The 22506-nt window shown below is 66.5% G+C and carries 17 protein-coding genes and 1 pseudogene; 14 read left to right on the top strand and 4 right to left on the bottom strand.

Annotation, left to right across the window (positions count from 1 at the left end):
* Genes ACFV4R_RS14705 through ACFV4R_RS14690 form a run of 4 tightly spaced genes read left to right on the top strand, consistent with a single transcriptional unit; the run spans position 1 to position 6707 of the window.
* A complete protein-coding gene (locus tag ACFV4R_RS14705; protein ID WP_377203125.1) occupies positions 1-1338 on the top strand; it encodes a glycosyltransferase in 1338 nt (445 codons plus the stop codon).
* Entirely contained in the window at positions 1328-3130 is a 1803-nt protein-coding gene (locus ACFV4R_RS14700) for a polysaccharide deacetylase family protein (RefSeq protein WP_377203124.1), read from the top strand. Before ACFV4R_RS14705 ends, ACFV4R_RS14700 begins: the two co-directional genes overlap by 11 nt.
* Positions 3131-3186: 56 nt before the next feature.
* The gene (locus ACFV4R_RS14695; RefSeq protein ID WP_377203123.1) at positions 3187-4980 is read left to right on the top strand and encodes a polysaccharide deacetylase family protein; all 1794 of its coding nucleotides are present in this window, start codon (positions 3187-3189) and stop codon (positions 4978-4980) included.
* A gap of 41 nt (positions 4981-5021) precedes the next feature.
* Positions 5022-6707 (top strand): endo-1,4-beta-xylanase, encoded by a 1686-nt coding sequence (locus ACFV4R_RS14690; protein WP_377203122.1) that lies wholly within the window; start codon positions 5022-5024, stop codon positions 6705-6707.
* Positions 6708-6717: 10 nt separating this feature from the next.
* On the opposite strand, the gene rarD is transcribed toward ACFV4R_RS14690, so the two are convergent.
* On the bottom strand, positions 6718-7758 hold the full coding sequence (rarD, locus tag ACFV4R_RS14685) for an EamA family transporter RarD (RefSeq protein WP_377203121.1): 1041 nt from the start codon (positions 7756-7758) through the stop codon (positions 6718-6720).
* A 105-nt stretch (positions 7759-7863) separates the two neighbouring features.
* Here rarD and ACFV4R_RS14680 point away from each other — a divergent pair, with 105 nt between their 5' ends.
* The 8 genes from ACFV4R_RS14680 (at position 7864) to ACFV4R_RS14645 (ending at position 17436) form a co-directional block, all read left to right on the top strand.
* On the top strand, positions 7864-8862 hold the full coding sequence (locus ACFV4R_RS14680; RefSeq protein WP_377203120.1) for a DNA topoisomerase IB: 999 nt from the start codon (positions 7864-7866) through the stop codon (positions 8860-8862).
* Between the two features lie 52 nt (positions 8863-8914).
* Positions 8915-10387: an FAD-dependent oxidoreductase gene (locus tag ACFV4R_RS14675; protein ID WP_377203119.1), complete on the top strand. Its 1473-nt coding sequence runs from the start codon at positions 8915-8917 to the stop codon at positions 10385-10387.
* Positions 10388-10498: 111 nt separating this feature from the next.
* Entirely contained in the window at positions 10499-11845 is a 1347-nt protein-coding gene (locus ACFV4R_RS14670; protein WP_377203118.1) for a GAF domain-containing protein, read from the top strand.
* Between the two features lie 171 nt (positions 11846-12016).
* Complete coding sequence (locus ACFV4R_RS14665; protein ID WP_377203117.1) at positions 12017-13540, top strand: aldehyde dehydrogenase family protein; 1524 nt, start codon at positions 12017-12019, stop codon at positions 13538-13540.
* 37 nt (positions 13541-13577) lie between these two features.
* Entirely contained in the window at positions 13578-14600 is a 1023-nt protein-coding gene (gene adhP, locus ACFV4R_RS14660; RefSeq protein WP_377203116.1) for an alcohol dehydrogenase AdhP, read from the top strand.
* The gene (locus ACFV4R_RS14655; RefSeq protein ID WP_377203115.1) at positions 14600-15007 is read left to right on the top strand and encodes a DUF779 domain-containing protein; all 408 of its coding nucleotides are present in this window, start codon (positions 14600-14602) and stop codon (positions 15005-15007) included. The genes adhP and ACFV4R_RS14655 overlap by 1 nt, the downstream gene beginning before the upstream one ends.
* Positions 15008-15199: 192 nt before the next feature.
* Positions 15200-16747 (top strand): amino acid permease, encoded by a 1548-nt coding sequence (locus ACFV4R_RS14650; protein WP_377203114.1) that lies wholly within the window; start codon positions 15200-15202, stop codon positions 16745-16747.
* Positions 16748-16836: 89 nt separating this feature from the next.
* Positions 16837-17436, top strand: a complete 600-nt coding sequence (locus ACFV4R_RS14645) for a TetR/AcrR family transcriptional regulator (protein WP_377203113.1) — start codon at positions 16837-16839, stop codon at positions 17434-17436.
* Between the two features lie 3 nt (positions 17437-17439).
* Here ACFV4R_RS14645 and ACFV4R_RS14640 read toward each other — a convergent pair whose 3' ends face one another.
* The 3 genes from ACFV4R_RS14640 to ACFV4R_RS14630 form a co-directional block, all read right to left on the bottom strand.
* Positions 17440-18075, bottom strand: coding sequence for a DUF2461 domain-containing protein (locus ACFV4R_RS14640; protein WP_377203112.1), 636 nt, complete (start codon positions 18073-18075; stop codon positions 17440-17442).
* Positions 18076-18236: 161 nt separating this feature from the next.
* On the bottom strand, positions 18237-19721 hold the full coding sequence (locus ACFV4R_RS14635; RefSeq protein ID WP_377203111.1) for a catalase: 1485 nt from the start codon (positions 19719-19721) through the stop codon (positions 18237-18239).
* Positions 19722-19728: 7 nt separating this feature from the next.
* Positions 19729-20214 carry a Fur family transcriptional regulator gene (locus ACFV4R_RS14630; protein WP_377203110.1) on the bottom strand — a complete coding sequence of 162 codons (486 nt, stop codon included), beginning with the start codon at positions 20212-20214 and terminating at the stop codon, positions 19729-19731.
* A gap of 116 nt (positions 20215-20330) precedes the next feature.
* Here ACFV4R_RS14630 and ACFV4R_RS14625 point away from each other — a divergent pair.
* Together ACFV4R_RS14625 and htpX are read left to right on the top strand one after the other, a co-directional pair.
* A pseudogene (locus tag ACFV4R_RS14625) lies at positions 20331-21601 on the top strand (MFS transporter).
* Between the two features lie 28 nt (positions 21602-21629).
* Positions 21630-22499, top strand: coding sequence for a zinc metalloprotease HtpX (htpX, locus tag ACFV4R_RS14620; protein WP_377203109.1), 870 nt, complete (start codon positions 21630-21632; stop codon positions 22497-22499).
* The last annotated feature ends 7 nt before the right edge of the window (positions 22500-22506 follow it).

Here is a 22506-nt window from a genome sequence, read left to right as displayed (position 1 = left end):
ATGGACTTCGCACTCGTCATCTTCTGGCTGTTCGCCGGCGTCAGCATCCTCTACGTCGTGCACTTCGGTCTCTACCTGGCGGGTGCCAACTTTTACGACATCTGGCAGCAGCGCCGCAAGGGCATGAGGGGCGTGCGCGCACCCGGTGAATTCCAGCCGGAATGCGCTGCGACGGCCACCTGGACCCGCCGTGCCCGCCCGGAGGTGCCGGGGCTGGTAACCATCGTCATCGCCGCCCACAATGAGGAAGCAGTGATCGTCAGGACCCTTGAGTCCATCGACAACAGCAGCTACCGGTCCTTCGAGGTCTTCGTTGCCGATGACGCGTCGTCGGACCTGACCGGCAGGCTGGTCCGCGACTTCCAGCTGCGCCACCCCACCATGGACCTGCACCTGGTCCGGATGCGCCGCAACATCGGCAAGGGCGCAGCGCTGAACTCGGTGCTCCGCCGGCACGCCCGCGGCCAGTTCGCCATGACCCTCGACGCCGATTCGATCATCGGTCCCGAAGCCATCACCAACGCCCTGTCCTACTTTGACGATCCCTGCGTGGCCGGAGTCGCCGCCAACGTGCAGATCCTGGAGGAAACCACCGTTCTCGGCATCCTGCAGCGCTTCGAGCACATGATCGGCTACCGCTCCAAGAAGTTCTATTCCCTGCTGAACGCCGAATTCGTGGTGGGCGGAGTGGCCTCCACCTACCGGATGCGCGTGCTGCGGAAGGTGGACTTCTACGACACCGACACCGTGACCGAGGACATCGGACTGAGCGCGAAAATCACCAACCTTGGCAACCGGCGTTTCCGCATGCTCTACGGTGCCGACGTGGTGGCCAAGACCGAGGGCGTGCTCTCGCTGCGCGCCCTGGCCAAGCAGCGCTACCGCTGGAAGTACGGCAGCATCCAGAACCTCATTAAGTACCGCGGCATGATGCTGAACCCGAGCCGCAGGTACACGCCCACCCTGACCTATTACCGGATGCCCATGGCCCTGCTGAGCGAATTCACCCTGCTGGTCTCGCCACTGGCCTGGACGTACGCGGTCTACTGGTCGCTGGCCACGCACACCCCTGCGTTGATCCTCGGGGCCTACGCCACCATCACGGCCTACACCCTGCTCACCGTGTGGATGGACGAGAACCTGACAGTGCGGGAACGCAGCCGGCTCTCCGTCTACGCCCCCACGGCATATTTCCTCTTCTACATCATGGACCTGGTGCAGCTGACAGCGGCACTTCGCTGCATCCTGCGCTCACGCGGCCTCTTCCGGCGTCCCGAAATCAACACCTGGAAGTCACCGCAACGGGCCGGCAGCCTGGTGGTGGCCAATGCCACGTAAACGCCGGCGGTTCCTGCGTGTGCTGTTGAACCCGCTCGTGGTCATCATGGCTGTGGTGGCGCTGATCACCGCCGGCTGGCTGGTGTACACGCGGGGCAACGCCAGCATGGCCCAGGCACGGCCCGGCGCCAACCTGTTCCCTGCCTTCGACCCGTCGGCCGGGGTCACCCCCGCGGCATCAGGCCAGCCGGACCCGGCCGGGCAGGTGGGCGGCTGGACCGTGCGGCGCAGCGGGACCGCCGAAACCTCCCTGGAGCTGGCAGCCGGAGAGCTGCAAAGCCAGGCGCTCCGGCTGGACATCACCGGCTACACCACGGGCGACGTCACGCTGACAACCCCCCGCGTGGACGTCAAGCCCCACCAGACCTACCTTTTCAAGGCCTTTGCCTCCAGTGACACCGACTTCACCCTGCTGGCCCGCCGGTTTCAGGCCGATGGCAGCACGGTGCTGGAGCAGCTCCGGAATCCGCTGGAGCGGCCCGGGAACACCCCTTACACGGTGAGCGATGCCTTCGACAGCGGCGAGGCGACCACCGCGGTCGAGTACGTCTTCCGGCTGGCGTCGGACGGCGCACTCAAGGTCGAAGGAGCCTATCTGGAGCCGGCCAGCGACGTCCTGCTCCTGCCCTCGCCGCCGCCCGGGCCGAACCTGATCCCCAACCCTGGCCTCACGGGAATCCAGCCGGCCGGGCCTGATGCCTGGTCCCCCTACGCCTCCGGGGCACTGACGGCGGAGTCCGGCCGGAGCCAGGACGCAGGCGGCAGTTACCTCTGGACCCGCATCTCCAATTACAAGTCCGGCGAGGCCAAGTGGCAGTACCAGCCCGTCCCGGTGACCGGTGACAGGTCCTTTGTATTCGGTGCCACCTACCGGTCCGACCGGGAGGTGGATGTGGTGGCCGAGTTCGAGCTCGCCAACGGGGGCCGCGCGTTCCACAGCCTGGAGACCGTGCTGCCGGCCGGAGAATGGACCACCGTCAGCGAAGCGTTCCAGGCGCCCGCCGGAGCCACCTCAGCGATGGTTACGCTGGTGGCCCACGGGGACGGCACCACCAGCGTCCGCAACTATTCGCTCACTGACTCCACGAAGCCCGGCCCCCTGCGCTGGAGCCAGCCCATGGTCTCGATCACTTTCGACGATGGCTGGCAATCGGTGTACGACCGCGCACTTCCGCTGCTGGACCAGCACGGTTTCCGGTCCACCCAGTACATCAACGCCAGTTCCATCGAGACGCCCAACTTCATGACCGCAGCCGAAGTGCAGCAACTGCACCAGGCCGGACACGAAATCGCCGCGCACAGCTACGAACATGTGGACCTGACCTCCATCGGGACGGACCGCCTTGACGACCAGGTGCGCAAGAGCGAAGAGGCGCTGGCAGCGGCCGGCTTTGAAACCAGGGACCTGGCGCCCCCGTACGGCCGCCACGACCCGCAGGTTGACTGGTACGCCAACAAATACTTCGACATCGTCCGCGGCACGGATGACGGCATCAATACGCGGCAAAGCCTGGACCAGCAGGACCTGAAGGTCTTCTACGTGACTGACCAGACCACCATGGCCACCCTGTCCGAAGCTCTCGCCGAGACAGCCCGGATGAACGGATGGCTCATCCTCGTTTACCACCAGATAGCCACGCCGCAGTCCACCGGCACCCAGGAGCACAGCATCGCGGCGGACCGGAGCACCATCACCAGCGACGTCCTCGCCGCCCAGCTGCAGCTCGTCGACGACAGCAACATTGAGGTCCAGCCGGTCATGCAGGCCTTCGAAAAGCTACAGGGACCCTGACCAGACTTCGGCGGTGTAACCCGGCGCCGCCGGCCCCAAAAAGAACGGAACAGCACATGACCGGAACCAGATCCAGCCTGGCGCCCTGGCGCGTCAAGCTCATGAGCACCGTGGTGGCGGTGGTGGCCATGGCCGCTGCGCTGCTGACGCCCGGGGCGGCCAACGCGGCCGTGGACAACCCCGCACCAGGCCCCCTGGTGTCCTTCACTTTCGATGACGGTGCCCAAAGCGCACTGACGCAGGCCGCGCCGACCCTCCAGAAGTACGGGCTGACAGGCACGAACTACGTCATCACCGGCTGCGTGGGCATGACGACGGTACCCAACACCTGCCGCGCCAACACCGACGTGCCCTACATGACGTGGAGCCAGATCCTGCAACTGCAGAACACGTACGGTTGGGAAATCGGATCGCACACCGTCAACCACCAGTGCCTCGTCAGCGTTGGCGATGACTGCCAGGCGAACAAGCTGACCGCAGCCCAGGTGGAGGCCCAGCTGGCCAACAGCAAGTCGGCACTGGCCGCCCAGGGCATCAACGCCACGGCCTTTGCGCCGCCCTACGGCGACTACGACATGCCCACCATTGCACGCATAGCCAAGTACTACAGCTCCATGCGCGGCTTCGCTGACACGGGCAACAACATCTGGCCTTTGGGTGACTACCTGCTCCGCAACGTCCCGGTGCAGGAAGTGACCACACCGGTGGCGGCGCTGAAGGCCCAGGTGGACGCGGCCATTGCCAACAAGCAATGGGTGGTCTTTACGTTCCATGACATCCGGCCCAACCCGAGCCAGGTGCCCGATGACTACCAGTACGGCACCGCGGAACTGGACCAGCTCGCCGCCTATGTGAAGACCAAGGTGACGGCCGGGCAGATCCGCAATGTCAACGTCAGCAAGGGCCTCGTGACCGGTTCACCGAACCTGATGCCCAACCCGACGTTCAACACCGGGATCGCCGACGGATGGCGCACCGATGCACCTGCCGCCATCACGGCCGACTCCGCGACCAACGGCAGCTTCCCGGACGCAGCCCGGTCCATCAAGATGGTTTCCGGGACGGCCACGGGGCACCTGTTCTCGCCAGCCGTGGCGGTGTCACCGACCACGAACTACCTGTTCAAGTCCTACCTGAACGTCGCCGCCATCACCACCGGCGAAGTGGGCTTCTACGTGGACGAATACAACGCGGCCGGGCAGTGGATCTCCGGACAGTTCCGCAAACGCGAGAACACCAGATGGGTGGAAGCCATGAACTTCACCTACACGCCCAGCTCCACCAATGTGGCCAAGGCGAGCCTCCAGGTGTGGGTGACAGGCACCGGCATCACGGCCTACCTGGACAACGTGCAGCTGCTCGCACTCACCGCAGGGACCACCCCGCCGCCGCCAGCGTCCACCAACCTGGTGGCCAACGGCACCTTCGACGCCGGCATCGGCTCGGGCTGGAGCACCGACTCCGCACCCACCATCCTGGCCGACGCAGCCAACCACGGGAGCCCCGCCAACCCGGTCAACTCCGTCAAACTGACGTCAACGACGGCGAACAAGCACCTGTTCTCACCCCAAGTGGCGGTGACGGCAGGGTCCTACAACATTGCCGGGTACCTGAATGTCGCCGCCCGCACCAGCGGTGAAGTGGGCTTCTACATCGACGAGTACAACGCGGCCGGCCAATGGATCTCCGGGCAGTACAAACTCGGCGTGGCGGCCGCCGGAGTGACCAACGTGGACCTGACCTACTCGCCAAGCACCACCGCGGTGGCTAAGGCAAGCCTGCAGGTCATCGTCCAGGCCAACTCAGGACTGCAGGCGTATTTCGACGACGTCCGCTGGACCAAGCCCTGAGCCCGGTCCAGGATTGAGGTCACCATATGGGAGGAAACAGGATGGCCTGGCGCCCGCGCGCAGTGATCGTGCTGGCGTCCGGCATCCTGCTCGCCCTTGCCGGCTGCACGCCGGACAATCCGGAGCCTGACATGGTGGTCAACCTGCTCCAGCAGGACTGGCAGCACACGCCAGGGGTGACGGCCGACGGCGGCGGGTTGCGGGTGGCGGCCACGTCACGGAGCATCGTGGAACAGGACGGCGGGGGAGGGCAGCCGAACCCGCCGGTCAACCTGGCCGGAACGCACCTCGTGGCCACGGGCGACTTCACCCTCAGCGCAGCATTCACCGACGTAACGGCCGACGCGTCACTGACTGTCTATGACAGCCCTCCGGTGATCGCCGACGAATTCCGGATCGAACCCTCCGGCCTGCGGCTCACCCTGCGGGGCGACGACCTGGACATCGCGGTGTTTGACGGCTCACGCCAGAAGTCCGTTACCAATCCCCAGCCGGCACACGATGAGCGCGTCCGGCTCCAAAACCCCGGGGCCGAACTTACGGTGCGCCGGTCAGGGGACAAGCTTGAGGTGTCCAGCGGAGGGGACACCGTGCTGTCCCAGTCCCTGCGCGGAATTTTCGACTCCGGGCAGCTCTGGCTGGGACTCGCGAGCGACGGCGGCTCATTCCAGGTCAGCTCCCTCACCGCCACCGCACCCGGCGGCGCCTCACTCAGCACCGCGGGCCCCGCCGTCGAGCAGGCGAGCCAGCTGCCCGATGGCCTGCAGGCGCTGGCCGCACGAATCCGTCCGGACTTCAGGATCGGTGCCGCTGTGGCACTCGGCCCGCTGGCCTCGGACGCCGACTACGGGCGGGTGCTCGTAGGGAATTTCGGCGCCATCACTCCGGAGAACGCCATGAAGGCGCAGAACCTCTCCCCGCAGCAGGGCGTCTACACCTTCGAGGAGGCGGACGCGATCCTGGCAGTCGCCGAAAGCAAGGGCATGGCCGTGCACGGCCACACCATCGCCTTCACCGAGGCAATGCCCCGCTGGATGCAGGACCTTCCCGCGGCCACCGATGCGGAGCGCAGCGCCAGTGCGCGGGCCCTGCTCGACTACGTCACCGCCGTCGTGACGCATTTCAAGGGCCGGCTCGATTCGCTGGACGTGGTCAATGAACCCTTTGACGTCGACCAGGGCACGGGACTGCAGCAGAACACCTGGTATCGCGTTTTCGGACCGGCCTACCCGGCCGTCGTATCGCAGGCCGTCTACGCGGCCGATCCGCAGGTGAAGCAGTACATCAACGAGAACGGGGCGGACATTCCGGGGCCCCGCCAGGACGCACTGCTCAAACTCGCCCTGGACACGAACGCGGTGGGCGGGCACATTTACGGCGTGGGCCTCCAGGCCCACGTCTACAACATCGAAACCGACGCCATCCCGGCCGGCGAGCTCACCAAGACACTGCGGAACGTCCAGGACGCCGGGCTGCACGCCCGCATCTCTGAAAACGACGTGGCTGACGACGACGGCACGGACGTCCAGGCCGCTCAGTACGCCACCGTCCTGGCCACCTGCCTGCGCTCCAGCGCCTGCGTCTCCTACACCACCTGGGGCGTGGACAACCGGTATGACTGGCTGATCGACGACGACGGCAGCCTGCAGCAGGGCCACGACTACCTGTTCGAAAACGGGAAGCCAACCCCGCCCTACGACGCGATAAGGAAGGCGCTGGGCGGCTGACCCTGGCCGTTCAGCCGGCGGCCTGCACCGGGGTCCGCCGTTTGGACAGCGCGTTCGTCCGGGCGGTCCGGAGCATGTCCACGGTGAGCAGCAGCAGCGCCACCCACACCACGCCAAAGCCGATCCAGCGTTCCGTGGTCATGGCTTCGCGAAACACCACGAGCGCCACGATGAACTGCAGGACCGGGGCGAAATACTGCAGCAGTCCGATGGTGGTCATCGGCAGCCGGCGCGCGGAAGCGCCGAAGAAGATCAGGGGAACCGCGGTGATCACGCCGGAGGCCAGCAGCAGCCAGAAGTGCCCGGCACCCTGGGTGGTCAGGGTGGCAGCACCCGAAACGCCGAGGACCACCATGGCGGCGGCCGCGAACGGCGCCAGCACCACGGTTTCCACGCTCAGGCTGGTCACGGCATCCACCCGGGGGCCCACGCGCTTCTTCACGAAGCCGTACAGGCCAAAACTGAACGCCAGCGTCAGGGCAATCCAGGGCAGCTTGCCATAGGAGTAGGTCAGCACCCCCACCGCAATGAAACCGATGGCGACGGCGGCCCACTGGAGAGGCCGCAGCTTCTCCTTGAGGACGAACACACCGAGCAGGACGGAGACCAGCGGGTTAATGAAGTAGCCCAGCGACGTTTCCACCGCCTGGTTGGTGGTCACGCCGTACGTGTACGTGAGCCAGTTGACGGCGATCAGGAAGGCCGCCAGCGCCAGGGAACCGAAGACGGCCCGGTTGCGGAGCGCGGCGATCAGGGCGGGCCAGGCCCGCGTCACGGTGACCAGCAGGGCGCAGAACAGCAGGGACCACACCACGCGGTTGGCCACGATTTCGACGGCGCCGGCGGGCTTGAGCACGAAGAAGTACAGCGGGAGCAGCCCCCACAGCCCGTATGCTCCGATGCCGAAGAGGATTCCCGCCGTCGTGTCCTTGTCCTTGACCGCGGCATCCGCCGCCCTGGCGGCCGCCGCGCCCGGACGGGCCGGGGCGTGGGCGGACGCAGGGGGAGGAGAGGCGGGGGAGGAGGGATCGGGGTTCGGCACGGAACCCATAACATCAGCAACGGGCCCGGTATTCCAAGCAGCGGGGTCCGAAATCCGGCAATTAGTCAGTACGCTTGCTTTCATGGATTGTGCCTACCTGCCGGACGTGGCCCCATGAGGCTCCGGCGCAGCAATGCCTCGGGCCGTGGCTACCGCCGGATTGCCGCCGGAAAAGGCTTCAGCTACCGGGACCTTGACGGATCAACGCTGCCGTCCGGGCCGGTGCGGGAGCGGCTGGAAAGCATCGGTATCCCGCCGGCGTGGACCGACGTGTGGATAGCCCCGTTCGAAAACGGGCACATCCAGGCCACGGGCGTGGACGCTGTGGGCCGCCGGCAGTACATCTACCACCCGCAATGGCGGGAGCGGAAGGACCGGCTCAAGTTCGACCGTTCGCTGCAGCTCGCCGAGTCGCTGCCGGTAGCCCGCCGCCGGGTCACCATGGACCTGCGCAGCGAAGGGTTCACCCGCGAACGCGTGCTGGCCGGAGCCTTCCGGATGCTGGACAGCGGATCCCTGCGGGTGGGATCCGAGCGGTACACCAACGAGAACGGCAGCCGCGGACTGGCCACCCTGCTGTGCGCCCACGTCCAGGTGCGCAAGGACCGGATCCTGCTTAGCTTCCCGGCCAAAAGCGGGAAGGACTGGGAATCGGAAATCCGCGACGCCGACCTCGCCGCCCTGGTAAGGCTGCTCAAGCGGCGCGGTGGCAACGCCCGGCTGCTGGCCTACAAGGACGGCCGGAGCTGGCGGCCGGTCACCAGCGCGGACATCAACGCCTACGTCAAGGAACGCACCGGCTCCGATTTCACGGCGAAGGACTTCCGCACACTTCGCGGCACCCTGGCCGCGGCGGCCAGCCTGGCCCGGACCGGGACGCAGCCTACCGTGGCCAAGCGGAAGCGGGCTGTCAGCCGGGCCATGATGGATGCGGCCGAGGTGCTGGGGAACACACCGTCGATTGCCCGCAAGAGCTACGTGGATCCGCGCGTCGTGGACCACTTCAACGACGGTGAAACCATCGACCCCCACCGGATCGAGTCCGCCGAAGCTGAGCTCCGTGCCTTGCTGTACCGCGAAGGTGACGTTGTACCGCTGGCGGAAAGCGGCTGAGGCCTAGAATGGGAAGCTGTTGCGCCACCCAACCAGGCGCACCCCGTGAATCATGCATGTGATCAGGCCAGAAGGGCTCCCGGTGTCCACTCCCAGCGCTACCAGCTCCACCCGTCCCCTCCGCGTCGCCATTGTGGGCGCAGGACCGGCGGGCGTCTATGCTGCGGACATCCTCACCAAGTCCAGCGGCGTGAAGGACGGCGACTTCGAGGTCAGCATCGACCTGTTCGAGGCCTACCCCGCACCCTACGGCCTGATCCGCTACGGCGTGGCCCCGGACCACCCCCGCATCAAGGGCATCGTCAACGCCCTGCACAAGGTCCTGGACCGCGGCGACATCCGCTTCCTGGGCAACGTGACCTACGGCCGCGACCTCACCCTGCACGATTTCCGCGCCTTCTATGACGCGGTGATCTTCTCCACGGGCGCCATCAAGGATGCGGACCTGGACATCCCGGGCATCACCCTGCAGGGCTCCTTCGGCGGCGCGGACTTCGTGTCCTGGTACGACGGCCACCCGGACGTTCCGCGTGACTGGCCGCTGGAGGCCAAGGAAATCGCCGTCATTGGCAACGGCAACGTGGCCCTGGACGTGGCCCGCATGCTGGTCAAGCACCCGGAGGAACTGCTCACCACGGAAATCCCGGACAACGTTTACCAGGGACTGAAAGCCTCCCCTGTTACCGACGTACACGTCTTTGGCCGCCGCGGCCCGGCCCAGGTGAAGTTTACGCCGCTGGAACTGCGCGAACTCAGCCACATGAATGATGTGGACATCGTCCTGTACCCGGAGGACTTCGAGTTCGACGAGGCGTCGGACGAGGCCATCCGCAGCAACAACCAGATCAAGACCATGGTGAACACGCTTACCAACTGGCTGGTGGAGGAGCACGCGGAATCGGAGAATCCCTCCTCCCGCAGGCTGCACCTGCACTTCCTGCACAGCCCGGTGGAAATACTTCCGGAGGGCGGGGACTCCGCCGGTGGCAAGGTGGCGGGCATCAAATTCGAGCGCATGCAACTGGACGGCACCGGAAACGCCAAGGGCACGGGGGAGTACGTGGAATACCCGGTGCAGGCCGTCTACCGTGCCATCGGTTACCACGGCTCGGCGCTGGATGAACTGGAATACGACGCCAAACGCGGCGTCATCCCCAACGAGGGAGGCCGGGTGCTGGACGCCGAAGGCAACCCCGTCCCGGGCATCTACGCCACCGGCTGGATCAAGCGCGGCCCGGTGGGGCTTATCGGCCACACCAAGGGCGACGCCCTGGAAACCATCGGCTTCCTGCTGGAAGACCGCCTCACGCTGCCGGCAGCCAGCAACCCTGATCCGCAGGCCATCATCGAATTGCTGGAGGAACGCGGCATCGAGTACACCACGTGGGAGGGCTGGAACAGGCTCGATGCCCACGAGGCTGGCCTCGGCGCCGCCTGGACTGGACCGGAAGGCCTGGACCACGTGGTCCGCGAGCGCATCAAGGTGGTTCCGCGCGAGGACATGATCCGCATTTCCCGCGGCTGAGATCCCGCTCCCGCCGGGGGCCGGTGCCCGCTACAATGGCGAGCATCCCCTGGCCGGCGTGCTGACGCCGTGTCCTAAGACATCACAGCAGCGCAGCAGCACAGGAGTTCGATGAAGAACCTCACCCAGCCGGAGCCGCTGCAGCGCAGTGCCCTCGCCGCCCACGAGAAACTCGACGGCGGCCGGTTTCCTGACGCCCCCGACACACCCGGCCTGCGCTCGCTGATCAGGGAGTCCTGGCTGCGCTCCGCCGGGTTCAAGGCCAACCCGGACAACCCCGCCGCGCCGCTGGCCATGGACCACGATGAACTTGAGGACTACCGGAGCCGGCATCCGCTGGCCACCATCATGCCGGTCATCAACAAACTCCTGGTCCAGCCAAGCCACGACACCGGACTCCTGGTGGCGGTGGGTGACGAGGTGGGCCGGCTGCTGTGGGTGGACGGGGATCCGTCGCTGCAGCGCCGCGCGGAAGGCATGATGTTCGTTGCCGGCGCCGACTGGTCCGAAGCTACCGTCGGCACCAGCGCCCCGGGCACTGCCCTGGCGTTGGGCCGCGGGATCCAGATCGCCGGCGCCGAGCACTACCAGCGGGCCGTCCATCCCTGGAGCTGCACTGCCGTCCCCTTCCACGACCCCGATTCCGGCGCGCTGCTGGGGGTTGTGGACATCACCGGAACGGCGGCCGCCGTGGCCCCGCACACCCTGTCCCTGGTGGAGGCCACCGTGGCGGCAGCCCAGGCGCAGCTGCGGGTGGAACGGCTCCAGGCCGCAGCGCAGCTGGCGGCCGCGCCGGTACGACGCCGGTCCACGGCGTCCGCGGCCCGCGCACCGGGCGCTGGTGCCCGCGAGGGGAGCCTGTACCGCAACAGCCTCCAGTTGCTGGGCCGCGATCAGGCACTGCTGAGCATTGACGGCAGGACCGTTGCGCTGTCCGCCCGGCACAGCGAGATCCTGGCCCTGCTGGGCACGCACCCGGATGGGCTGAGCGCCGAGGAACTGTGCGTCCTGCTCTACCCGGCGGAGGGTTCCAGCATCACCCTGCGGGCCGAAATGGTGCGCCTGCGGAAGGTCCTGCAGCAGCTCAACCCCGGCGCCGTGCCCGAATCCAGGCCCTACCGGCTCCCGCTGGACCTGGTGCCGGACAGCGGCCAGGTGCTCAGCTGCCTGCAGCGCGGCGCACACCGCATTGCGCTGGAAATCTACCGCGGTGCGGTGCTGCCGCGGTCCGAGGCGCCGGGCATCGTCGACCTCCGGAACAAGGTCTCGTCACTCCTGCGCGAGGCTGTCCTCACGGACGGCAGTGCCGATTCGCTGCTCCGGTACGCCGCGCTCCCCGAGGCAAGGGACGACGTCGGGATCCGCCGTGCCGCACTCCGCCTCCTGCCGCCGCGCTCACCCAAGCGGGCCGCTGTCGTCGCCGAACTGGAACGGCTGGAAGCCGAACTCGGCGCCTAGCTCCCTACTCGGTGTGGGCCCACGACTGCAGGGTTCCCTGACCGAGCTTGCGAGGTTAGGGGGCAGGTGGGGACTGACGTTGCAACCTTGCTGCAACCCCCCTGCTCCTACGCTGGCTGCATCGGCTCATCCCGTACGGGAAAGCCTTCTGCACAGCAAAGGAGCTACGCAATGACCGTTTACGCACAGCCGGGTACCGAGGGCTCGAAGGTCACCTTCAAGGACCGTTACGAGAACTGGATCGGCGGCGAATGGGTGGCCCCGGTCAAGGGCCAGTACTTCGAAAACATCACCCCGGTGACGGGCAAGGCGTTCTGCGAAGTGGCCCGCGGCACCGCAGAGGACATCGAACTCGCACTGGACGCCGCACACAAGGTTGCACCGTCCTGGGGCAAGACGTCCGTGGCCGAGCGCGCCGCCATCCTGAACAGGATCGCGGACCGCATCGATGAAAACCTCGAAATGCTGGCTGTCGCCGAATCCTGGGACAACGGCAAGCCCATCCGCGAAACCCTCAACGCCGACCTCCCGCTCGCCGCCGACCACTTCCGCTACTTCGCCTCCGCGGTCCGGGCCCAGGAAGGCTCCCTGTCACAGCTCGACGACGACACCACCGCGTACCACTTCCACGAGCCGCTGGGGGTGGTGGGCCAGATCATCCCCTGGAACTTCCCCATCCTGATGGCCGTCTGGAAGCTGGCCCCGGCACTGGCCGCCGGCAATGCCGTGGTGCTCAAGCCCGCCGAGCAGACGCCGTCGTCCATCCTGGTCCTGATGGAGCTCATCGGCGACCTGCTGCCCGCCGGCGTGGTCAACGTGGTCAACGGCTTCGGCGTGGAGGCCGGCAAGCCCCTCGCCTCCAGCTCCCGGATCCGCAAGATCGCCTTTACCGGAGAGACCACCACCGGCCGCCTGATCAGCCAGTACGCCAGCCAGAACCTGATCCCGGTCACCCTGGAGCTCGGCGGCAAGAGCCCGAACATCTTCTTCGGCGACGTTGCCCAGGCCGACGACGCCTTCTACGACAAGGCCCAGGAAGGGTTCGCCCTGTTCGCGTTCAACCAGGGCGAAGTCTGCACCTGCCCGTCCCGCGCCCTGGTGCAGGAAGACATCTATGACTCCTTCATGGCCGATGCCGTGGCCCGCGTGGAGAAGATGGTGCAGGGCAACCCGCTGGACACCGAGACCCAGGTGGGCGCGCAGGCCTCGAACGACCAGCTCGAGAAGATCCTCTCCTACATCGACATCGGAAAGCAGGAGGGCGCAAAGATCCTCACCGGCGGAGCCCGCGCCGAACTGCCGGGAGACCTGGCCGGCGGCTTCTACGTCCAGCCCACCGTCTTCGAAGGCCACAACCGGATGCGGATCTTCCAGGAGGAGATCTTCGGACCCGTGGTGGCAGTGACGAAGTTCAGCGATTACAACGACGCCATGGGCATCGCCAACGACACCCTCTACGGACTCGGCGCCGGCGTCTGGTCCCGCAACGGCAACATCGCCTACCGCGCCGGCCGCGAAATCCAGGCCGGCCGCGTCTGGGTCAACAACTACCACGCCTACCCGGCGGGTGCCGCGTTCGGCGGCTACAAGTCCTCAGGCATCGGCCGCGAGAACCACGCGATGATGCTGGACCACTACCAGCAGACCAAGAACCTGCTGGTCAGCTACAACGAGAACAAGCTGGGCTTCTTCTAAGCCCGGATCCACCCCTCCATCAACGCAAGGATCGCCAATGACGACGACAATGCAAGCAGCAGTGGTCAACACCTTCGGTACCGACCTCCAGGTCCAGGAACTGCCCGTCCCCACCCCCGGTCCGGGGGAGGCCCTGGTGAAGGTCCTCACCACCGGCGTCTGCCACACCGACCTCCATGCCGCGGAAGGCGACTGGCCCGTCAAGCCCACGCCGCCGTTCGTGCCCGGCCACGAAGGCGTCGGTGAAGTGGTGGCCCTCGGCGAAGGCGTCACCGACCTCGCCGTTGGCGACATGGTGGGCAACGCCTGGCTGTGGTCCGCCTGCGGTGACTGCCAGTACTGCCGCACCGGCTGGGAAACCCTGTGCGAGGCACAAAAGAACGGCGGCTACAGCGTGGACGGGTCCTTTGGCGAGTACATGCTCGTCAACACCCGGTACGCCGCCCGCATACCGGCGGGATCCGACCCCGTCGAGGTGGCGCCGGTGCTCTGCGCCGGCGTCACCGTCTACAAGGGCCTGAAGATGACGGAGGCGCAGCCCGGACAGTGGGTCACCATCTCCGGGATCGGCGGGCTGGGCCATATTGCCGTGCAGTACGCCGTTGCCATGGGCCTTCGGGTGGCCGCCGTGGACATCGCCGATGACAAGCTCGCACTGGCGAAGGCCCACGGGGCGGAGCTGACGGTCAATGCCCTGCACGAGGACCCGGCGGAGGTGATCCAGCGCGAGACAGGAGGTTGCCATGGGGTGCTGGTTACTGCGGTGCACCCTTCAGCGTTCGGGCAGGCCATCGGCATGGCCCGCCGTGGCGGCACCATTGTGTTCAACGGGCTGCCGCCGGGCGACTTCCCGGCGCCGATCTTCGAGATTGTGCTCAAGGGCCTGACGGTCCGCGGCTCCATCGTGGGTACCCGGCAGGATTTGGAGGAGGCCCTGGACTTCTACGCCCAGGGGAAGATTCACCCCACCGTCTCAGTCCGGGAACTGTCAGATGTCAACGCGGTCTTCGATGAGATGAAGCACGCAAAGATTGACGGCCGCGTGGTCCTGAGGTTCTGATGTCCCCGGACAGCCTGCAGGCCGCCGTGACGCTGCCCGGGGAGGACTTCTCCCGGGTGGCGCTCACGCCGGACGCTGCTGACCTGCTGCGCCTGCTGTGGCTTCAGCACGGACCGCTGATGTTCCACCAGTCCGGCGGCTGCTGCGACGGATCCTCGCCGATGTGCTACCCGGCGGGCGAATTCCAGACGGGCGATGCGGATGTCCTGCTGGGGCTGTTCGACCTGTCCGGCGGGCTGGAGCCGCAGCCCCTCGAATTCTGGATGTCCCGGGAGCAGTTCAACTACTGGAGCCACACCCACCTGACCGTGGATGTGGTACCCGGAAGGGGCAGCGGCTTCTCCGTGGAGGCGCCGGAAGGCAAGCGCTTCCTGATCCGCTCCACCTTGATGGACTGGCCGGCTTAAGCAGAAACCGGCGAATCCATTGATTCGGTTCAAAAGCGCTTGGGGCCCTCACTTTGAGGGTCCCAAGTGCTTTTGGCAGAACAAAGTTCTGCACTTTAGCCATCTCACTATTCGGGACGATTGTGACCGTCCACTGGATGGACACTACGGTTGATAGGTCTGTTTCCTTCACAAATCAGGATTGTGATCCCTATGAACCTTCTCCGGACCAAACCCATCGAGCAGTCGATTGCCGACGCCGATGAACCCGGACGCAAGCTCAAGCGCTCCCTCAGCACGTGGGACCTGATGATCATGGGCGTCGCTGTTGCCGTCGGCGCCGGCATCTTCTCCGTGGGTGCCAAAGCCGCCGCCAACTTTGCCGGCCCGGCCGTGACCGTGTCCTTCGCCATCGCCGCCGTTACCTGCGCGCTGGCCATCATGTGCTACGCCGAGTTCGCCACCGCCATTCCGGTGGCCGGATCAGCCTACGTGTTCACCTACGCCACCATGGGTGAGCTGCTCGCCTGGATCATCGGCTGGAACCTGATCCTTGAGCTCTTCACGGCCGCGGCAGTGATCGCCAAATACTGGGGCATCTACCTCAGCAAGGTGTTCGCCCTGATGGGCGCCGACGTTCCGCCGGCGCTGACCATCGGCGGCGTGGACCTGTACTGGGGCGCCTTCCTGATCGTGGCCATCTTCACCGTGCTGCTGGTGCTGGGAACCAAGCTCTCCGCCCGGGTGGGCAACATCTTCACCCTGATCAAGATCGGCGTCGTTCTCTTCGTGATCGTCGTGGGCTTCACCTACGTCAAGGTCGAAAACTACGCCCCGTTCGTCCCCGCGGCTGAGCCCACCGGCGGCACCGGCGCCGCAGACGTCCTGAAGCAGTCCTTCTTCGGCTTCCTGACCGGAGCCGCACCGGCGCAGTACGGCACCCTCGGCATCTTCGCCGGCGCCGCGCTGGTGTTCTTCGCCTTCATCGGCTTCGACGTGGTGGCCACCTCCGCCGAGGAAGTCAAGAACCCGCAGAAGACCCTTCCCCGCGGCATCTTCGGCGGCCTGGCCGTGGTGACGCTCCTCTATATCCTCGTCTCGCTGGCCCTGACCGGCATGGTGTCCTACACGCAGCTGGCCGAAGCAGAGAACCCCACCCTCACCACCGCCTTCGAGGCCGTGGGTGATACTTCCGCTGCCAAGGTCATCGCCTTCGGATCGCTGATCGGCCTGACCACCGTGATCATGGTGCTCCTCATGGGGCTGTCCCGCGTGGTCCTGGCCATGAGCCGCGACGGCCTCCTGCCGCGCTCCCTGTCCAAGACCAGCGACAAGCGCTCCACCCCGGTGCGGCTGCAGATCATCTGCGGCGCGGCAGTTGCCCTGGTGGCCGGCCTGACCAACGTGGACCTGCTCGAGGAAATGATCAACATCGGCACCCTCTCCGCCTTCGTGGTGGTGAGCCTGGGAATCCTGGTGCTGCGCCGCAAGCGCCCCGACCTGAAGCCGTCCTTCCGGGTTCCGTTCGGCAAGGTCCTCCCGGTGGTCTCCGCCGTGCTGTGCCTCTACCTGATGACCAACCTGGCCGTGGAGACCTGGATCTTCTTCGCTATTTGGCTGGCCATCGGCCTGGCAATCTACTTCGCCTATGGCCAGCGGCACTCGCGCCTGAACGAACGCTTCAGCGCCGCCAACGCCGCAGTCAACGGCAGCGCCACCGGGTCCGAGTCCGGTGACGAGGACGAACTGACCCGCGCCTGACCTGCTCCTGCCAATGCCCGCCCGGCTGCCGTCCGGGCGGGCATTCGCCTGTCCCGCTCCGGGATGGAGCCCGCTCTTAGGATGGATGCATGGCACGCCCCACACGACCCGAACGCAAAGCTGAACTGCTGGGCGCCATCCAGGACTACCTGATGGACAAGTCCCTCACCCAGCTGACGTTCCGGAGCCTGGCCGAGGGCCTGGGCATGAGTTCCTACGTGCTGGTGTACCACTTCGGCAGCAGGGACCAGCTGATCAACGACATTGTGGTGTCCATCGAGTCCCGGCTGGACCGGCTGCGCAGCACCGACGTGCGTGATATCGACCGGGAAGCCTGGCGTGCTTTCCTCCTCGATTCCTGGCAATGGACCATGGCCCAGCGCAACCGGCACCTGACCCGCCTGGAATTCGAGGCCGCAGCCCAGGACATCGTGGCGGCCGAACCCCGCGGGACCTCCCGGGAACATTTCCGCATGCTGCACCACCAGACGCGCGACTGGCTGATGGTGCAGGGCATCGAGGAAGAATTCGCGGACACCGACGCCCGGCTTTTCACGTCCACGTTCTACGGGCTGCAGTTCGACTTCGTGGTGATGAACGAGCCCGAGGCCGCCACCCAGGCGTTCGAACTGATGCTGACGGTGTTCTTCAACAACCTCGAGACCCGGCTGGCGGCCGCCGGGCAGTAAGCGTCACGGGGCTGCGTACCGGCCCACCCACTCCACCAGGGGACGCAGCTCCCGCCACCTGCGGGCAATTTCGTCGCTGGCCGCCGTCGTGGATGCCCACCCGGGCCGCCCCAGCTCGACCCCCGCGGACAGCGACTTATGCTTGAGCAGCTCCGCCCGAGGGTGGTCCTTGCCGAAACCCCGGGGGACTGTCTTAAGCTTCTCGCCCTCAATGGCGAACCCCGCGCCGGCCAGTGAATCCACTATGTCCTGCAGCCCGGACCCGCTGGCGGAGGCATCTGCAGCAGCCCGGAACCGGGCCAGCTGGGCAGGCGTGTGCGAGTGGTAGCCGCCGCCCACCAGCAGCCCGTCGGCGCTGACCTGGAGGTAGAAGCCAACCCCTTCCTGCCGGGTGGCGAAGGCGCCCTGGGCGGTCTTGTACGGGGATTTATCCTGTGCGAACCGGACGTCCCGGTAGGGCCGGAACAGTTTAGCTGGCCCGAATTCGGGCTCAAGCCCGGCCAGGAGAAGCTCCAGCGGCTCGCGGACCGCGGAATCATAGGTGGACTTGTGCTCCAGCCACCACTCACGGTTGTTGTTGTCTTCGAGTTCCTCGTAGAAGCGGAAGGCCTCCGGCGGAATCCCTGCGAAAGTGTCCATGTACGGAGCCTAGGGCCGGCAGGCACCGGGGAACAGTGGACCGGCAGCCGTATGTGCACAACGCAGAAGGTGCGGGCGGGTAGGTGTACAAACGCAGAACACCCCGCCCGGAAAAATCCGTGGCGGGGTGTCTGCGTTGCGGCGCGGAGGCCGTAACCGGGCTAGACCTTGTTGGCTGCCTCGGCGTCGGATTCCGTCTGGCCGGCAGCGCCGAGGTTGGCGCGCAGCTTGGCGCCGAGCTCGGCGTCAACGTGGGTCCAGTACTGGATGGCGCGTTCCTTGATGTCGGCGCGCTTTACGCCGCCCACGGCACCGGTGATGGTTTCCAGGAAGCGGGCCTTCGTGGCTTCGTCGTAGACTTCGCGGTACAGCGCGCCGGCCTGGACGAAGTCGCCGTCCTCAGCGTGGAGGGAGTGCGCAGCGAGGGTCAGCTCGCCGTCGTTCTCCCAGCCGCCGGCCGCGTTCTGCGGCTCAACAGCAGCCGGGCCGCCGAAGGTGTTCGGGGCGTAGACCGGAACGGAAGGCGCGTTGAACAGGAACCGCCCCTGGCCGTCCTGGCTGTAGTTGTTGACCTCGTTCTTCGGCTGGTTCACCGGGATCTGGGCGTGGTTGGTGCCAACGCGGTAGCGGTGGGCGTCAGCGTAGGAGAAGATGCGGGCCTGCAGCATCTTGTCCGGGGACGCGGCGATGCCCGGCACGAAGTTCGACGGCGCAAAGGTGGCCTGCTCGATCTGCGCGAAGTAGTTCTCCGGGTTCCGGTTCAGCTCCATGGTGCCCACCTTGATCAGCGGGTAGTCACCGTGCGGCCAGACCTTGGTCAGGTCGAACGGGTTGAAGCGGTAGGTCTTGGCATCCTCGTACGGCATGACCTGGACGTGCAGGTCCCAGGAGGGGAGGTTGCCCGCTTCGATGTTCTCGTGCAGGTCGCGAATGTAGAAGTCCGCGTCGGAACCGGCCAGGGCTTCGGCTTCGTCGGAGGTCATGCTCTTCACGCCCTGGTTGGACTTGAAGTGGTACTTGACCCAGAAACGCTCGCCCTCGGCGTTGATCCACTGGTAGGTGTGCGAGCCGTAGCCCTGCATTTCACGCCAGGAAGCCGGCAGGCCGCGGTCACCCATCAGCCAGGTGACCTGGTGGGCGGACTCGGGGGACAGGGTCCAGAAGTCCCACTGCATGTCGGCGTCGCGCAGGTGGGTGCCCGGCAGGCGCTTCTGGGAGTGGATGAAGTCCGGGAACTTGATGCCGTCGCGGATGAAGAACACCGGGGTGTTGTTGCCCACGAGGTCGTAGTTGCCCTCGGAGGTGTAGAACTTCACGGCGAAGCCGCGCGGGTCACGCCAGGTGTCGGGGGAGCCGCTCTCGCCGGCAACGGAGGAGAAGCGGATCAGCATCTCGGTCTCGGCGCCCGGCTGCAGGAAGGCGGCCTTCGTGTACTTGGAGATGTCCTCGGTGGCCTTGAACGTACCGAATGCGCCGCCGCCCTTGGCGTGCACTACGCGCTCCGGAACCCGCTCGCGGTTGAACTGGGCGAGCTTTTCCACCAGGTAGTGGTCAGTCAGGATGATGGCGCCGTCGGCACCAACTGACTTCGAGTGGGCATCGGACGTAACCGGTGCGCCCGACTGTGTGGTCGAAATGGCAGTCATTGTTCTCCTATTTCTCGTTTATCTGTAGGGGAGGATTGAAAGTTTGTTTCTGGGACTGCTGGCAGTCCTGGCAGATGCCTTGGTACATGACGTCGGCGATCTGGATGGTCATCGGCTTGGCGTCCGGATTCCAGTGGGGGGTGAGGCAGGGAGCGTGGCCGACTGCGCAGTCCACATCCTCCACGCGTCCGCAGCTGATGCAGATGGCGTGGTGGTGGTTGTCGTCCACCCGCGTTTCATAGAGCGCGGGGGAGTGGGGAGGCTCGAACCGGCGGAGCATGTGCAGGTCCGTCAGGTCTCCGAGTACCACGTAGACGGACTGTGCCGTCAGTTCCGGAAGCTCGGCGCGGGCTGCAGCCAGGATGCTTTCGGCGGGGGAGTGGGGGTGGCTTTCGACGGCGGCGAGTACAGCGAGCCGCTGCTTGGTCACCCTGCGGCCGTGGGCACGCAGGGCTGCAGCCCAAGCGTCCTGGCCGTCAAAGTGTTCCGTCATGAAACCCATTAGACCACTTATTCTGACTATCTCACAATAAGGCGTGGCTTACCTCAAAGCGTGGCGGACCTGCGGCTTTGCCGGCCGGGCCAGGGGCGGCCCACTACTGTGGCAGGGTGGGGAAACTGCTGGCCGACATCACACCGCTGCGCGAAAGCCCGGAGTTCCGCCGGCTCTGGCTGGGTTCGGCGGTCTCTGCCGTCGGCAGCCAACTCACCCTCGTGGCGGTGAGCCTTGAGGTCTACAGGCTGACCCAGGACAGCTTCTACGTGGGACTGTTGGGCATCTTCGCATTGGTTCCCCTGGTGATCGGCGGCCTGCTGGGCGGAGCCATCGCGGACTCGCATGACCGGCGCAAGGTGGCGCTGCTGGCCACCACGGTGCTGTGGCTGACCACAGGCCTCATCGCACTCCAGTCCTGGCTCCACGTGGGGAACGTCTGGGTGCTCTATTTGCTGGTGGCGCTGCAGAGCGGTGCGCAGGCCATCAACCAGCCTGCCCGGAGCGCCATCATCCCCATGCTCATCCGCAAGGAACTCCTGCCTGCCGCCAACGCCCTCAGCATGCTGGTGTTCGGCCTCGCCATGACCGCCGGCCCGCTGCTGGCGGGCGTCCTGGTGGCCTGGATCCGCTTCGGGTGGACGTATACCATCGACTTCGCGAGCTTCGCCTTCGTCCTCTGGGCCGTGTACCGGCTCCCGCCCCTGGCCCCGCAGGAGCCCGCAGCAAACCGGGCATCAGGTCGGTCGTCGAAGGATTCCGCTTCCTGGGAACCCGGCCCAACCTCCGGATGACCTTCGTGATTGACCTCGTAGCCATGATCCTGGCCCAGCCGCGCGCCCTGCTCCCAGCCGTCGCCGCGCTGATGATCGGCGGCGGCGAGAAGACAGTGGGCATCCTGCTCGCGTGCACCGCCGTCGGGGCCTTCCTCGCCGGCCTGTTCTCCGGGCCGCTGGGCACCGTACGCGCCCAGGGAACCGCGGTGGTTTTCTCCGTGATGGGCTGGGGCGCGTCCATCGCAGGATTCGGCCTGGTGGTGCTCCTCGCGGGCAGGGCGGACGGCGAAACGGCCACCCCGTGGCTGCTGCCCGCGGCGCTGTGCTGCGTGCTGGCGGGCGTGGCAGATTCGGTCAGCAGCGTCTTCCGCAACACCATCCTCCAGGCCGCCACGCCGGACCACCTGCGCGGCCGGCTGCAGGGTGTGTTCATCGTGGTGGTGGCTGGCGGGCCGCGGGTTGGAGACCTCCTGGCCGGCGGCGCAACTAAGATCCTCAATGAGGGCTGGGTGCTGCTTTTCGGAGGCCTGCTCTGCATCGCGGGGGCCTGGACCGCGGCGAAGCTGCAGCCGGGTTTCCGCCGCTACGACTCGCGGAACCCGGCTCCGTAGCGATCCGTTCCCTTAGTAAGGAGGAATCGTGCACAAACATCACAACGGGCTCAAGACCGCGGCGCTGTTCGGCGTGCTCTGGGCGGTCCTGCTTGCCCTGGGCGCACTGATCGGGGCGGGGACGCGCAGCTCGGCGCCCATCTGGATCATGGCGCTCGTGGGCGTCGGCACCACGTTCTACGGCTACTGGAACAGCGACAAGATCGCCATCCGTTCCATGCAGGCCTTCGAGGTCTCCGAAGCCCAAGCGCCGCAGCTGTACCAGATAGTGCGGGAACTTTCCGTCCGGGCCAACCAGCCCATGCCGCGGATCTACGTCTCGCCCACCATGAACCCCAACGCCTTCGCCACCGGCCGGAATCCGCAGAACGCCGCCGTCTGCTGCACCAAAGGCATCCTCCAGCTCCTGGACGCCCGCGAACTCCGCGGCGTCCTGGGCCACGAACTCATGCATGTCTACAACCGCGACATCCTCACCTCATCGGTGGCGGCCGCCGTCGCCGGCGTCATCACGTCGGTGGGGCAGATGCTGCTCTTCTTCGGCGGCGGCGACCGGCGCAACAGCAACCCGCTGGCCATGATCGCCATGGCCCTGCTGGCGCCCTTTGCGGCGTCGCTGATCCAGATGGCCATCTCCCGCACCAGGGAGTACGACGCCGACGAGGACGGTTCGCAGCTCACGGGAGATCCGCTGGCGCTCGCCTCAGCCCTGGCCAAGATCGAGCGGGGCGTCACCATGGTTCCGCTGCCGCCGGACCAGCGGCTGGTCAACGCCTCCCACCTGATGATCGCCAACCCCTTCCGCGGCGGGGCCATGAACAAGCTGTTCGCCACCCACCCGCCCATGCGGGACCGGATCGCCCGGCTGGAACGCATGGCCGGCCGGCCGCTGCAGTAGCCGGACG

It is taken from the genome of Pseudarthrobacter sp. NPDC059871, from assembly GCF_042731175.1.
Taxonomy (GTDB): domain Bacteria; phylum Actinomycetota; class Actinomycetes; order Actinomycetales; family Micrococcaceae; genus Arthrobacter.
This window is presented reverse-complemented; position numbering and strand designations above follow the sequence as displayed.